Origin of the sequence: Micromonospora sp. BRA006-A (assembly GCF_033433935.1) — a bacterium.
Classification (GTDB): Bacteria; Actinomycetota; Actinomycetes; order Mycobacteriales; family Micromonosporaceae; genus Micromonospora; species Micromonospora aurantiaca.
The window spans coordinates 2,010,315-2,024,142 of sequence record NZ_JANCLW010000001.1; the positions used below are offsets into that span (position 1 = coordinate 2,010,315).

The 13,828-nt window shown below is 74.8% G+C and carries 14 protein-coding genes; 3 read left to right on the forward strand and 11 right to left on the reverse strand.

Annotated features, from left to right (window positions below):
• Positions 1–31 precede the first annotated feature (31 nt).
• Positions 32–1,636, reverse strand: a complete 1,605-nt coding sequence (locus NMK34_RS09645; protein WP_318333085.1) for an alpha/beta hydrolase — start codon at positions 1,634–1,636, stop codon at positions 32–34.
• A 19-nt stretch (positions 1,637–1,655) separates the two neighbouring features.
• The gene (locus NMK34_RS09650; protein WP_318333086.1) at positions 1,656–2,768 is read right to left on the reverse strand and encodes an ATP-dependent DNA ligase; all 1,113 of its coding nucleotides are present in this window, start codon (positions 2,766–2,768) and stop codon (positions 1,656–1,658) included.
• A gap of 136 nt (positions 2,769–2,904) precedes the next feature.
• Here NMK34_RS09650 and NMK34_RS09655 point away from each other — a divergent pair, with 136 nt between their 5' ends.
• Together NMK34_RS09655 and NMK34_RS09660 are read left to right on the forward strand one after the other, a co-directional pair.
• Positions 2,905–3,117: a hypothetical protein gene (locus tag NMK34_RS09655; protein ID WP_318333087.1), complete on the forward strand. Its 213-nt coding sequence runs from the start codon at positions 2,905–2,907 to the stop codon at positions 3,115–3,117.
• Positions 3,118–3,419: 302 nt separating this feature from the next.
• Positions 3,420–3,842 (forward strand): SRPBCC family protein, encoded by a 423-nt coding sequence (locus tag NMK34_RS09660; protein ID WP_318333088.1) that lies wholly within the window; start codon positions 3,420–3,422, stop codon positions 3,840–3,842.
• Here the strand turns inward: NMK34_RS09660 and NMK34_RS09665 are convergent.
• Positions 3,817–4,305, reverse strand: a complete 489-nt coding sequence (locus NMK34_RS09665; protein WP_318333089.1) for a GNAT family N-acetyltransferase — start codon at positions 4,303–4,305, stop codon at positions 3,817–3,819. The genes NMK34_RS09660 and NMK34_RS09665 overlap by 26 nt on opposite strands.
• 55 nt (positions 4,306–4,360) lie before the next feature.
• Between NMK34_RS09665 and NMK34_RS09670 the strand changes: the two genes are divergently transcribed.
• The gene (locus tag NMK34_RS09670; RefSeq protein WP_318333090.1) at positions 4,361–4,882 is read left to right on the forward strand and encodes a DUF1990 domain-containing protein; all 522 of its coding nucleotides are present in this window, start codon (positions 4,361–4,363) and stop codon (positions 4,880–4,882) included.
• 4 nt (positions 4,883–4,886) lie between these two features.
• Here NMK34_RS09670 and NMK34_RS09675 read toward each other — a convergent pair whose 3' ends face one another.
• From NMK34_RS09675 to NMK34_RS09710, 8 genes are all read right to left on the reverse strand, one after another.
• The gene (locus tag NMK34_RS09675) at positions 4,887–5,801 is read right to left on the reverse strand and encodes a DNA-3-methyladenine glycosylase 2 family protein (RefSeq protein ID WP_318333091.1); all 915 of its coding nucleotides are present in this window, start codon (positions 5,799–5,801) and stop codon (positions 4,887–4,889) included.
• Positions 5,802–5,949: 148 nt separating this feature from the next.
• A complete protein-coding gene (locus NMK34_RS09680; protein WP_318333092.1) occupies positions 5,950–6,609 on the reverse strand; it encodes a hypothetical protein in 660 nt (219 codons plus the stop codon).
• Positions 6,610–6,813: 204 nt separating this feature from the next.
• The gene (locus NMK34_RS09685; RefSeq protein ID WP_318333093.1) at positions 6,814–7,593 is read right to left on the reverse strand and encodes a zf-HC2 domain-containing protein; all 780 of its coding nucleotides are present in this window, start codon (positions 7,591–7,593) and stop codon (positions 6,814–6,816) included.
• Positions 7,590–8,288: a sigma-70 family RNA polymerase sigma factor gene (locus NMK34_RS09690; RefSeq protein WP_047893132.1), complete on the reverse strand. Its 699-nt coding sequence runs from the start codon at positions 8,286–8,288 to the stop codon at positions 7,590–7,592. The genes NMK34_RS09685 and NMK34_RS09690 overlap by 4 nt, the downstream gene beginning before the upstream one ends.
• 82 nt (positions 8,289–8,370) lie before the next feature.
• The gene (locus tag NMK34_RS09695) at positions 8,371–9,228 is read right to left on the reverse strand and encodes a fused MFS/spermidine synthase (RefSeq protein WP_318333094.1); all 858 of its coding nucleotides are present in this window, start codon (positions 9,226–9,228) and stop codon (positions 8,371–8,373) included.
• Positions 9,228–10,199: a hypothetical protein gene (locus tag NMK34_RS09700; protein ID WP_318333095.1), complete on the reverse strand. Its 972-nt coding sequence runs from the start codon at positions 10,197–10,199 to the stop codon at positions 9,228–9,230. Before NMK34_RS09700 ends, NMK34_RS09695 begins: the two co-directional genes overlap by 1 nt.
• Positions 10,196–12,670 carry an SMC family ATPase gene (locus NMK34_RS09705; protein WP_318333096.1) on the reverse strand — a complete coding sequence of 825 codons (2,475 nt, stop codon included), beginning with the start codon at positions 12,668–12,670 and terminating at the stop codon, positions 10,196–10,198. The genes NMK34_RS09700 and NMK34_RS09705 overlap by 4 nt, the downstream gene beginning before the upstream one ends.
• A complete protein-coding gene (locus NMK34_RS09710; RefSeq protein WP_318333097.1) occupies positions 12,670–13,818 on the reverse strand; it encodes an exonuclease SbcCD subunit D in 1,149 nt (382 codons plus the stop codon). The genes NMK34_RS09705 and NMK34_RS09710 overlap by 1 nt, the downstream gene beginning before the upstream one ends.
• Positions 13,819–13,828: the final 10 nt, after the last annotated feature.

Genomic DNA, 13,828 nt, shown 5'->3' on the forward strand with positions numbered 1-13,828 from the left:
GGCGTCCGGCTCCCGGCCGCCGGCCGCACCGTCACCGGGCGGGGCAGCGCAGCCCCTCCCGGGGGACGGTGAGCGAGATCAGGTACGCGTCCACGGCAGACGTCACGCACGACGTCTGCGGGTAGGCGGTGTGCCCCTCGCCCTCCCAGGTCAGCACCCGTCCCACGCCGAGCATCGACGCGAGCGCCGGTGTCTGCTCGTACGGCGTGGCCGGGTCACCGGTGGTGCCGACCACGAGGATCGGCGGCGCGCCGTTCGCCCGGCCGGTCGGGTACGGATCCCGCTCGCCCGGCCACTCCACGCAGCCGAGCATCCCCACCGCCAGCGCGGGACCGAACAGCGGATACTTCTGCCGCCACTGCGACTGCAACGAACGGACCTGCTCGCGGGACGGCTTCTCGGTCTCGTCGGCGCAGTTGACAGCCAGGTTGGCGTCGAACAGGTTGGAGTAGTGCCCGTCCGGCTCGCGGCCCGCGTACGAGTCGGCCAGCTTGAACACGCCGTCCGGGTCGCCGCCCTGCAGGTCGTCGATCGACCGGGCCAGTTCCTGCCAGCCCTGCTCGGTGTAGAGCGAGGAGATCACCGCGTAGAAGACCCAGCCGGCGGTGGCCTTGCGGCCGTCCTGCGCGCGTACCGGGGAGACCTTCGCCTTGGCGATCGCGTCGGTGACCGCGCCCCGGGCGTCCGGGGCGATCGGGCAGCTGCCGGCGTTCGCCGCGCACCAGTCGGCGAAGTTGTCGAACGCCCGCTCGAAGCCCTTCGCCTGGCTCTCCGATCCGGCGATCAGCTTCTGCTGCGGGTCGACCGCGCCGTCGAGCACCAGGGCGCGCACGCGTTGCGGGTAGAGCTGTGCGTAGGTGGCGCCGAGCAGCGTGCCGTACGAGTAGCCGAGATAGGTCAGCTTGTCGTCACCGACCGCCGCGCGGACCGCGTCCATGTCCCGCGCGGCCTGCTCGGTGCCGTAGAGCGGGAGCTGGTCGCCGTACTTCGCGCCGCACCGCTCGCCGATGCGCCGGTTGAGGCCGACGAACCCGTCGAACGACGACTGGCTCTCCGGGTCGGGGTCGTAGCCGAAGCTGGCGTCCAGGTCGGCGTCGGAGATGCACTTGACCGGGCTGGACCGGGCCACCCCGCGCGGGTCGAAGCCGACGATGTCGAACCGGTCGGTGATCGCCGTCGGCAGGCCGCCGAACGCCGGGCCGAAGGACAGGTAGACGGCGGTGTCGACACCGGACGCCCCGGGACCGCCCGGGTTGATGACAAGCGAGCCGATCCGGTCGCGCTGCTTGGTCGAGCGGGCCCGGATCAGCGCGATCTCGAACGTCTCGCCGGCGCCCGGACCGGCGGTCGCGCCGGTGGTGGCCCCGGTGCCCCAGTTGCGCGGCACCGCGATCCGGGCGCAGTCGTAGCGCATGTCCGCCGCGCCCCGGCCGACCAGCTCGTCGGGCACCTCCGGGCAGGCCCGCCACTCCGGAGCGGTACCCGGCGGGGCAGCCTCGCCCTCGCTCTCGGCGCGCGGGGCGAACGCCGGCAGCGTGCAGCCGGCGGTGAGCACCACCGCCGCGACGAACGCAGCCAGGACGGGCCGGAACCGGCGGGTCCGGTCGGGGAAGCGGGTCACGTGGGCGCCCTCCATGATCGTGTCGACCGTCAGGCTACGCCCGGCCGCGGGTGTCACCGACCGTCGCCGCCGGATCGCCGCGCAGCACCTCGTCGACGTCGTAACGGATCGGGCGGTCGAGCTGGCCGTAGTCGCAGGAGCGGGGATCACGGTCGGGACGCCAGCGCACGAACCGGGCGGTGTGCCGCAGCCGGTCGCCCTCCATCGCGTCGTACGCCACCTCGACCACCAGCGCCGGGCGCAGCGGCTCCCACTCCAGGTTCTTGCCGCCGGTCCACCGGCTCACCCCGCCCGGGATGCGCTGACCCCGCTCGTGGTCGCCGTGCACCCACGGGTGCTCGCCGCCGACGTCGCGGTAGGGCTCCAGCTCGTCGAGCAACTCCTTGCGGCGGGCCATCGTGAACGAGGAGCTGACGCCGATGTGGTGCAGCACCCCGTCGTCGTCGTAGAGGCCGAGCAGCAGCGAGCCGACCACCGGACCGGACTTGTGCCAGCGGAAACCGGCCACCACCGCGTCCATGGTGCGGGCGTGCTTGACCTTGGACATGAGCCGCTTGCCCGGCTCGTACGGCAGGTCGGCCGGCTTGACGATCAGCCCGTCCAGCCCGGCGCCCTCGAACACGTCGAACCAGCGGCGGGCCGTCTCCGGGTCGGTGGTCACCTGGGTCACGTGCACCGGCGGGCGCACCCCGGACAACGCCTGCTCCAGCCGCTCCCGCCGCTGGGGATAGGGCTGGTCGACGAGCAGCTCGTCGTCGATCGCCAGCAGGTCGAACGCGACGAAGTCGGCCGGGGTGGTCTCGGCCAGCAGCTTCACCCGGGAGGCGGCCGGATGGATGCGCTGGGCCAGCAGCTCGAAGTCGAGCCGCGGCTGCCCGCCCGGGCCGTCCCGCCGGATCACGATCAGCTCGCCGTCGACCGCGCACCGGGCCGGGAGCTGCCGGCGGGCCTGCTCGACCACCTCGGGGAAGTAGCGCGTCATCGACTTGCCGCCCCGGCTGGCCAGCTCGACCTCGTCGCCGTCGCGGAACACGATGCAGCGGAAGCCGTCCCACTTCGGCTCGTAGGTCAGGCCGTGATCGGTGGGCAACTCGGCCACGCTCTTGGCGAGCATCGGCTCGACCGGAGGGTTGATCGGCAGGTCCACGGCGACCAGTCAACCAGACCCCACCGACAGTGGTGGCGCAGATCACCGCCGGTGGCCGGGCGGCGTGTCCCGTACCGGTCGCGTTCGTCACCGCCGCCCGAATGGTGAAACCGCAGGTCAGAGCTACCGTCGCGGCGTGCCGGAGTGGAGTTGCGGATGCTGCGGGCGCTGGCGGGTCAGCGTCGAGTTGATCCGTGGCCGCTACCGCTACCGGCTGGCGCACCGCTATCCGCCGGAGTACGGCGGCGGCGTGAACGTCCTCGGCGAGGTCGGCTCGGTCACCGAGCTGGAACGCCTGCTGAAGCGCTACGCCCCGGTAACCCTGGCCGACCTACACGAGGCCGCCTGACCGCCTCGCTGCCCGACCGGCCGCGCGGGCTGCCGCCGGACCGCCGCGCCGCCTGACCTTCCGGCCGGCCCGGTGAACCGTCGATCTTGGAGTTGTGGCACCTCACAAATCTCGCCTAACGGACATCCTGGGCGCCACAACTCCAAGATCGACGAGAGCAGGCGAGCGGCCGAGCGGAGGAGCGGGCGAGCGAGCGAGGGCGGGGGCGAGGGCGGGCCGACTTGGGCGAGCCGCGCGGGGCGGCGGCGGGGCGGGGCGGGGCATAGGCTGAGTGGACCGTCCACGGGGGAGGGAAGAAGCCCATGCGGTTCGCCGAGTCCGTCGAGATCGCCGCCGGCGTCGAGCGGGTCTGGGCGGTGCAGAGCGACGTCGAACGCTGGCCGGAGTGGACGCCGTCGGTCACCGTCGCCCGCCGGCTGGAGCCCGGTCCGCTGGCGCTCGGTTCGACCGCCCGGCTGGAGCAGCCGCGCCTGCGTCCGGCCGTGTGGCGGGTCGTGGAGATCTATCCGCCGTACTCGTTCGCCTGGGAGTCGGCGAGCCCCGGCGTGCGCACCCGTGGTGAGCACCGGCTGATCCCGCTGGAGGACGGGCGCACCCGGGCCGAGCTGGTGCTGGTGCAGAGCGGTCCGCTGGCCGGGCTCGTCGGGTTGCTCGGCGGGTCGATGATGCGCCGCTATCTGCGGCAGGAGGCGGACGGCCTCAGACGCCGCTGTGAGCGGGACTGATCGTCTTCTCCAGCACGGCGAGGCGGTTGCCGTTCTCGTCCGGCCGGTGCGCCACCACCCGGTAGCCGCGGCCCGCGTACAGGGACAGGTTCGCCGCGCTGTCCGCGCCGGTGAACAGCGCGAACCGGGTCACCCGGCCGGCACACGCCCGTTCGACGGCGTCCAGCAGCCGCCCGCCGACACCCCGGCCCTGCTGGTCGGGGGCGACCGAGAGACGGCCCACGTGTGCGGTGCCGCCGTCGACGCGGGCGCGTACCGAGCCGACCAGGCGGGTGCCGCGCCGGGCGGCGAGCACCACGTCCGGACCGGTCAGGGCGGCCCGTACCTCGTCCAGCGTCTCGGTCAGCGGCGGCAGGAACACGTCCCGGTAGCGCTGCGCCTCCACCAGGTACGCGGCACGCTGCACGGTGAGGATCTCCCCGGCGTCGTCGAGGCCGGCGGGGGCGATGGTCACGTCGGTCACCGGCTCAGCTCACCACAGCGCTCCCGGGCGGCCGTACGCTGGCGGGGGTGTTCCCATGAGCGTGGAGGTGACAGGCGTGCCGGAGCTGACGTACCCGGAGGTGGGCGCGACCCGCGACGGCGCCCTGCCGGCCGGTTACCACCACCTGCGCCACCGGGTCCGGCTGCCGGACGGCGGTTTCCCGCTGGCGGCGGACGCGGTGCTGGGCTGGCGGCTGCACCGCGCCGCAGGCGTGGTGATGCGCGCGGACGCGCCGCGCGCCGCACCCGGGGTACGGGTCACGCCGGGGCTCGGTGTCGGCCCGGTACGGCTGTGGGGCCCGACCGAGGTGGTCTGGACGGTGGACGAGCCGGACCGGGCCGGGTTCGGCTACGGCACGCTGCCCGGGCATCCGGAGGTCGGTGAGGAGGCGTTCCTGGTGACCCGGGGCGCCGACGGTGTCTGGTTCGAGGTGACCGCGTTCAGCCGCCCGGCGCACTGGTACGTGCGGGCCGGCGGGCCGGTCGTGACGGGTTTCCAGCGGGCGTACGCCTGGTGGCTGGGGCGGACGCTGCGGCGGCTGTGCCGGCGGCGCTGAGCGGTCAGTAGCGGGCGAAGGAGCGGATCGGGGCGCGCGGGCCGTACTTCGGCGCCTGCACGCCCGCCGCCTCCAGCAGCACGCACACCCGGCCGCGGTGCCCCCGGAACGGCTCCAGCAGCGCCAGCATCCGGGCGTCGTCGCCGCGCGGCTCCCCGGCCAGCGCCCACGCCACGGTGTTCGGCACGTGGTAGTCGCCGACGCTCACCGCGTCCGGATCCCCGTACGCGATGCGCACCACCTCGGCGGCGGTCCACGGCCCGATGCCGGGGATCGCGGTGAGCCGCCGGGTGGCCTCGGCCGAGTCGGCGCAGCGTTCCAGCCGGTCCGCGACGGCCGCCGCGCGGCGCAGCGTGTCGGCGCGCCGCTGCTCGACCCCGAACGGGTGGAACACCCAGTACGGCGCTGCCGCCACCGCGGCCGGCTCCGGCGGCAGCAGCAGGGGTTGCAGCGGGCCGGGCGCGGGCTCGCGGAAGTGCCGCACTGTCGCGGCGTACGCCCGGTACGCCTCCTTGCCGGTGACCTTCTGCTCGAAGACGGCCCGCAGCAGCCGGGGGAAGACCTGACCGGTGGCCGGCATCCGCAGCCCGTGGTGCGTGTGCGCGAGGCGGGCCACCAGCGGATGCGCGGCGGCCAGCGCGGCGAACCCGGTCAGGTCGTCGCACAGCCCGGCGATCCGGTCGGCCCGCTCGACCACCCAGCCGGCGCCCGGGCCGTACCCCTCGGCGGTCAGCTCTCCCGCCTCCGGGCGCAGCGCCAGCGTGGCCGGGCCGTCCGGGGTGCGGGTGGCCCACCAGAACGTGCCGGCGGCGATCCGCGCGCACGGGTCGTACGGGCTGAACGTGAGCGCCCGCACCGACGGGGCCAGGCGGTAGCCGGCCGGCGGGCGCAGCGTACGGCGGGCGTCGGGCGAGGTCACCAGGCCACTCTGCCACGCGGCCCGGCCGTGACGCCGGGCACGCCTGGCCGGGAGGCGGGCCGATGCCGGTGCGGCCCGCCTCCCGGGGTTCGCGACGGTGACCGGCCGCGCCCTCCCCGGCGGCGACCGGTCACCGTGTCCTGGTGCGTCAGTACGAGTAGTCCGAGCCGCCGCCGGAGCTGTCCGAGCTGCCCGCCGCGGGCGGCGCGACCGGCTTGGGCGTGCCGGTCGGCAGGCAGGTCAGGTTCTTCTTGCCGTTCGGGTCGACCACGAACCAGGTGCCGCCGACGCCCTGGCCCTTCCACTGGCCGGGCTTCTTGTCGCCGATGTAGCGGTAGACCGGCCAGCCGCCGATGGTGAGCTGCCGGGTGCCGTCCTGGCGGGTGATGGTGCCGACCTTGTCGTCGGAGACGCCCTGCAGCTTCGGGTTGCCGTCGGTGAGCGACGGCGGCCAGACCTCGGCGCACTTGTCCACGCAGTTGGACTGCGGCGGGTCGTCGGAGTCCTTGTCGAACCGGTACAGCACCCAGCCGTCCTGGTCGGTGACGACGCGACCCATCCGGGGCAGCTTCTTGCCGACCAGCTCGTCGGTGATCTTCACGTTGGCCGGGGGTGCCTTGTCCGCGACCGGCTCCTCCTCGGGAGCCGCCGACGCCTCCGGTTCGGCCGCCGCGGTGGGTTCGGCCGCGGCGACGGCGACCGGCTCGGCCGCGCCCGAGTTCGCCCCGTTGTAGCCTGCTGGGGCGCAGGCCGTAAGTGCGACCATCGCGCTCGCGACGATGACGGTCGTCCGCTTGTGGTGTGCCACGTGCCCTCCTCGTTCTTGGCAGTTCGCCGAGTAGTACGGGCGTGGCACTGTCAAGGTTGAACCGGCAACGGTGGCACATTTCACAGTGGACCGTTTGAACCGATGGGCGTCCCGCTGCGTGCGTCAGCACGAGGGGGCCCGTCGGCCGGGCACGACACGACGGCGCCGGGTGGCCGAGCCACCCGGCGCCGTCGGCACCACCGATCAGATGTCGTCCACCGTCACCAGCGTGCTGGCCACCCCGTTCGCGTCGACCGACTGCACCTGGAGCTTGTCGATGTCGCGCACCGGGGCCGACGTGGACGCGCTCAGCTGCAGCGGAAGCTGGTTCTGGTTCGTCCCGTAGCCGCCGACCGGCACCGACCAGGTGGAGATCACCTCGGTCGTGGCGTTCTTGCGGACCACCACCAGCCGGCACGTGCGCGGCCCCGGCAGGCGGCTGAGCAGCACCCCGATCTGCGTGCCGTACTCCTTGCGGGCCAGCCACATCGTGGTCTGCACGCCCGTCCCCGGGTCGGTCGCGTTGTGCTGGTCGCCCTCGATCTCCTCCGGCCCGCCGACGCCCGGGTCGTTCGGGTTGCCCGGTTCGCCGCTCGGCGCGACGCTCGGCGCGGCCGGCGTCGGCACCGCCTGCGGCGTCGCCGGATCGTCACCGAGCATCCCGGCCGCCGCCGCGCTCGCGCCGCCGAACACCACCACGGCCGCCGCGGTCGCCAGCAACTGCCGCACCCGGGTACGACGGCGGTCCCGCCGTACCGCCATCAGCGTCCGGTCCAGCAGCGCCGGATCCGTGTGCGTCTGCTCCAGCGCGGCCATCGCCTCGCCGTCGATGCCGGAGAGCAGCCCCACCACCGGGACCATCGTCTCCAGTTCCGCAGCGCAGGCCCAGCAGGTGGCCAGATGCTCCTCGAACCGCTCCGCGTCCTGCGCGTCGAGCACGCCGAGCGCGTACGCGGCGACGTCCATGTGATCGGCCCGGCTCATTCGGTCACCCCCCTCTCCTGCAGAGCCGTGCGCAGCGCGCGCAGCGCGTAGTAGACCCGCGACTTGGCGGTGCCCAGCGGAAGCCCCAGCTCCTCGGCCGCCTCCGGCACGGTGCGTCCCCGGAAGTACGTCGCCACCAGGATCTCCCGGTGCGACTGACTCAGCGTACGCAGCGCGTCCGCGACGGTCATCGTGCGCAGCACCCGGTCGGTGCTGTCCGACTCGGCGAACATGGTCAGATCCCGGTCGTACGTCTCGGGCGGGCGGGCCTGCTCGCTGCGGTGCTCGTCGATGGCGATCCGCCGGGCCACGGTGACCAGCCACGGACGCAGCGAGCCCTGGCCCTGCACGCCGAGCCGGTGCGCGTTGCGCCAGGCCCGCAGCAGCGTCTCCTGCACGATGTCCTCGGCGCGCTGCCGGTCCCCGCCGGTCAGCCGCATGACGAACATCAGCAACGGGCCGGCGTGCTCGGCGTACAGCAGGCGGATCAGCTGGTCGGAGTGGCTGGCCTCGGCGGAGGTCGCCTGGTGGCGTCCGGGAGCGGGTCGCGGCGGCACCGGGTCATTCTGGCGATCGGCGGACCTGGCGTCGACCCCCCGGCCCGAACGCGAGGCGCGCGAGTGTGGTTGTGCCCGGGCGAACATCCACTCGGGCCGCGCCACTTCGCCGTGCCAGCCGGCCGCCACCGCATGCATGCAGACCTCCGCTGTCCAATGACATCAGCCGGCCCCCCACGGGCATGGCCGCCCGGTGATACGCAGCGATCAGCCGATCGGATCAACGTTTGACGGAAAATATTCCCGGCGGCGGGGGAGTGGAGTCGACGGCGTCCGCGTCGTGGACCACCGCCGCGCCGCCGGTGAACCGGTCCAGCTCGGCACCGGCCAGCACCCGGCCGGGGAACCAGTCGCCCGCCGCCCGCCGGGTCAGCTCCGGCACCGGCGGCTCCACCCGGGACGCCACCAGCACCAGGTTGCCGTAGCGCCGGCCGCGCAGCACCGCCGCGTCGCCGACAAGGCAGGCCCGGGGCAGCACGGTCCGCACCGTCGCGACCTGGGCGCGGGCGTGGCGCAGCGGCGGGCCGTCGGCCACGTTCGCCAGGTAGCTGCCGCCGGGCGCGAGCACCCGGGCCACCTCGGCCGCGTACTCCACCGAGGTCAGGTGCGCGGGGGTACGGGCGCCGGCGAACACGTCGGCCACGATCACGTCGTACGCGCCGTCCCGGCTCGACGTCAGCGTCGCCCGCGCGTCGGCCACCCGTACCTTCAGGCGCGGATCCGACGGCCAGGGCAGCTCGCGGCGGACCAGATCCACCAGCGCGCCGTCCACCTCGGACACCCGCTGCGTCGAACCGGGCCGGGTGACCTGCACGTAGCGGGGCAGGGTCAGCGCGCCGCCGCCCAGGTGCAGCACCCGCAGCGGCGTTCCGGCCGGCGCCACCAGGTCCAGCGCGGCTGCCAGCCGCCGGACGTACTCGAACTCCAGGTGCGACGGGTCGTCGAGGTCCACATGCGACTGCGGCGCACCGTCGAGCAGCAGCGTCCAGGAGCCCGCACGGTCGGCGTCCGGCACCAGCTCGGCCCGGCCGGTGTCGACGTCGGCCACCACCCGGTCGGAGTCGCGTCGCCGGCCCATCAGCGCCGCATCCCGCGCGCCGCGGCGTTGAGCACCCGGTGCAGCAGCCGCGCGTCGCCGAGCATGCCGCGCAGCCGGCGTTCCAGCCCGGCGATCGGCACCAGGTTCTGCGGGGCGCGCGGATCCTTGTACGGTGTGGAGGCGAACCGGGGCAGCGTCACCAGCGACAGGTCGGCAAGCGCGATCGCCTCCGGCACGGTCAGGTCCGCTGAGCACTCCACCCGCACGATCCCCGCCCACGGCGCGCCCGCGCGCACCGGCAGCCGCAGATACCACGACCAGCCGCCCCACGCCGTGCCCAGCCGGAACACCGGGCAGCGCTCGCCCGGCGCCAGCCCGGTCACCACAGCCGTCAGCCGGGCGTCCAGGTACTGGCTGTGCTGCGTCTTGATGTACCCGAGCGTGCGCGGCAGGTTGCGCCGGCTGCGCAGCGGACCGTCCACCACCAGCAGGTCGCCGTCGGTGCGTACCGCGTCGGAGACGGCCACCTCCAGCGCGGTCAGCGGTGCCTGCACCGCCGCGGGCAGCTTGCTCAGCTCACCGGTGCCGCTGACCCGGTGCACCGGGTAACGCACAGTCCCGGCGATCACGTCCTGCGCCGACGGGCTCGCCGTGAACAGCCCCCGGCCCACCCGGGCGCCGGCCATCTCGGCGGCGCCCCGGTCCAGGTCGCAGCGCACCACACCGGCCGCGTACGAGGCGGCGATGCCGGGGAACGAGCCGCCGTCCTCCTCGGCCGTCCAGACGCTGGCGTCGATCCGGCGTACCCCGTCGACGAGCAGCACCACGTCCGGTGACCGTACGTCCGCGCGGGGGCCGATCGCCCGCCAGTCGGTGGCCGGCAGCTCGACGTCGGCGTCGACCTGGGCGCTGCTCGGCGCGGCCGGCCCGGACCCGCCGGCCGCCTCGAACGACGCCCCGTACGACGGATCCCACGCGTCGACGAAGAACGCCGGCGACTGTGACGTCACAGGCCGGTCCGTTCCACGCGGGCCGTCCGCGCGTCCTTGCGGACCTCGAACCGGACCGGGATGCGCTCGGCCAGCGCCGGCACGTGGGTGACCACGCCGACCATCCGGTCGCCCCGGGCGGCCAGGTTCTCCAGCGTCGCCGCGACCGTGTCCAGCGTCGCCGCGTCGAGCGTGCCGAAACCCTCGTCCAGGACGATCGACTCCAGGCTGGCGGCGGTGGTGGACATGCCGGCGAGCTGCTCGGACAGCGCCAGCGCCAGCGCCAGCGACGCCTGGAACGTCTCCCCGCCGGACAGCGTCCGCACCCCGCGCCGCAGCCCCGCGTCGTGGTGGTCGACCACGAAGAACTCACCCTTGTCGTGCACCAGGTCGTACTGTCCGCCGGACAGCTCCCGCAGGATCCCCGACGCGCCGTCGACCAGCAGGTCCAGCGCCTCGGTGAGCAGCCAGCGCTCGAAGTTGTTCGCCCGCAGGTGCGAGGCGAGCGCCCGCGCCACCCGCGCCTCGTGCTCGTGCCCGGCCCGCTGTTCCCGCAGCTCGGCGGCCTGCTCGCGGCGCTCGTCGAGCCGGCGCAACTCCGCCTCGGCCCGCTCCACCGCCACCGCCACGTCGCGCGGCGCGTCCTGCGGCGCGTCCAGCCCGGCGGCGGTGAACAACGCGGCGATCCCGTCGGCGACCTCGGCCGCGGCCCGCTGCGCCGCCTCCACCGAGTCGGCCAGCCCGTCGCGGTCCGCGCGCCGCGCCTGCGCCTGCTCACCCGCCCAGCCGGCCAGCGCCGCCCACGCCGCCGCCACGTCGTCCCGGTCGGCGGCCGGCGGACCGAACCGGGCCAGCCCGTCGCGTACCGCGTCGAAGTCACGCCAGGCCCGGCGCAGCCGCTCCTGCGCGGCGTCGAGCGCGCCCCGCGCCCGCCGGGCCGCCTCCCGGCCGGCCCGCACCGCGCCGGCCGCCTCCTCCAGCGCGGTCCGCAGCCGTGCGTGCTCGGCCAGCGACTCGCGCAGCCGCTCCGGCGCCGGCGCGCCCGCGAGCTGCTCGTCCAGCTCGGCCAGGCGCGCACCGAGCTGGTCGTGCTGGGTCCGGGCGCGCAGCAGCACCCGGTCCAGCTCGCGGGCCGCGGTGTCGCGTTCCTGCACCACCCGCTTGGCCGCCTCGCTCGCCGCCCGCGCCGCCTTGCCCGCCTCGATCGCCCGGCTCACCGCCGAACCCTTCGGCACCGCCGGCACCGTGGTGACCGTCTGCTCGCACACCGGGCAGGGCGCGCCGCCGACCAGGTGCGCCCGCAGCGCCACCGCCTGGTCGGCGGCCTTCGCGTCCTCGTGCGCGCGGAACGCCGACTCCAGCTCCGTCTCGGCCCGCTGCGCGTCCGCCCGCGCCGCCGCAAGCGCCGCCACCGCCGCGTCGTGCTCGGTCCGTGCCGCGTCCACCGCCGCGCGCACAGTCGCCGCCTCCGTGGTCAGCCGGTCCCGGTCCGCGTACGCCTTCAGGTGCAACCGCAGCGCGCTCTCGTCACCGGCGGCGGCCAGCTCCCCGCGCAGCTTCTCCTCGCGCTCCTCGGCCAGCCCGACCGCGCCCGCCGCCTCGTCCGCGGCCACCCGGGCCGCCGCCACCGCCCGCGCCAGCTCGGCGGTGCCGTCCGGCGGCCGCACCCCGGCCAGCACACCCAACTCGGCGTCGAGGGCGGCAAGCGCCGCGGCCCGCTCACCCGCCGTCGCACGGGCCCGCTCCCATTCGGGTACGGCGGCAGCGACCGCTACGGCCAGTTCCCGCATCGCGTCCACCCGCTCGCGGGCGGCGGTCAGACTCTCGTCGTCGACGTCGGCGAGCCCGCCGAGCATCTTGTCGACGGTCTCCAGCTTCGCCTCGGCCTGCCCGGCCCGCTCGACCGCCTTCTTCTGCACCGACTCGTAGACGCCCAGCCCGAGCAGGTTCACCAGGATCTGCTGGCGGGTGGCCGGCTTGGCGTGCAGGAAGTCCGCGAACTGGCCCTGCGGCAGCACCACGCAGGAGGTGAACTGCTCGTACGGCAGCCCGACCGCGTCCAGCACCGCCTGTTCCATCTCGGCCGGGGTGCCCGCCACCACCTCGCCCAGATCCTCCGGGCTGAGCCCCGTGTCGAGCTTGGTGACGTCGAAGCCCGGCGGCATGAGCTGCAGACCGGCGTTCGCCGTCTTCACAGTGCCCCGCCCGTCGCGGCGCACCACCCGGGTCGCCACGTAGCGGTCCCCGGCGGACTCGAAGACCAGCCGGACCCGCGCCTCGGTCGCCGACGGCGCCAGCGCGTTCGCCAGCCCCCGGGCGCCGCCCCAGCGCGGCACCGTGCCGTAGAGCGCGAAACAGATCGCGTCGAGCACCGTCGACTTGCCCGAACCGGTCGGCCCGACCAGCGCGAAGAAGTCCGCGTCGGTGAAGTCGACAGTCGTCTCGTCGCGGAACACCGTGAACCCGGCCATGTCCAGTCGCATCGGCCGCATCAGTGCTCCACCTCCTCGAGCAGCTCGTCGAAGAGTTCCCGGACACCCTCGTCGGCGTGCCCGCGGCTGTCCAGGTAGTCGCCGAACAACTCGCCCGGCGACCGGCCGGCCCGCTGGGCAGTCCGTGTCCCGCTGCCCGGAGCGGGCACCAGCTCCGGGTCGATCCGGATCTCCAGCGCCCGGGGCAGCAGCTCCTGCACCTCCTCGCGCAGCCCGGCCCGGGGCTGCTCCCGGACGTAGACGCGCAGCCAGCCCTCCGGCGCCTCGATCTCGGCGAGTTGCGCGAGCGTGCCGCGTACCGTGCGCAGCGGCACCGCGCCCGGCACCGGCACCTCGCGGATGCGGGCGGCCGTGGTGGCTGTCACCTCCACGATCGTCACCGAGCAGACGTTCTCCTGCTCGCCGAAGTCGACGGCGAGCGGGCTGCCGCTGTAGCGGATCGGACACGGGCCGATGACCCTCTGCGAGCGGTGCAGGTGACCCAGCGCCACGTAGTGCGCGTCGCCCGGGAAGACGGTGGCCGGGACCGCGTAACCGAGCACCGTGTGCGCGTCCCGCTCACCGCCGCCGGTGCTCGCCCCGACCACAGTCAGGTGCGCCGTGACCAGGTGCACCCGGTCCGGCTCGGTGAACCCCTCGGCGAGGCGGTCCAGCACCCGGCCCAGGTGGTCGGCGTACGTCTGGTTCGCCTCGGCCGGGGTGAGCGTGTACATCTCCACCGCGCGCACCGCGTACCGCTGGGACAGGAACGGCAGTGCGGCGAGCCGCCAGCGTTCCCCACCGGCGGTGACCCCGTCGACGACGTGCTCGTCCGGGTTCTCCCGGACGCTGCCGCGCAGCGTGATCCCGGCCGCCTCGGCCCACGGGCGCAGCGCGTCCAGCGCCGCGCCGTTGTCGTGGTTGCCGCCGATCGCCACCACGTCGGCCCCGGTACGCCGCAGCGCGGTGAGCGCCCGGGTGACCAGCCGGGTCGCCTCCGGGGTCGGCGCGGCGGTGTCGTACAGGTCACCGGCGACGATCACCAGATCCGGCCGCTCGCGCTGGGCGATCTCGATGACCTGGGCGAGGACCTGCTTGTGCTCCTCGGCCCGGGACTGCCCCTTGAGGACCTTGCCGACGTGCCAGTCGGAGGTGTGCAGGATCTTCATCTGGGTGCCG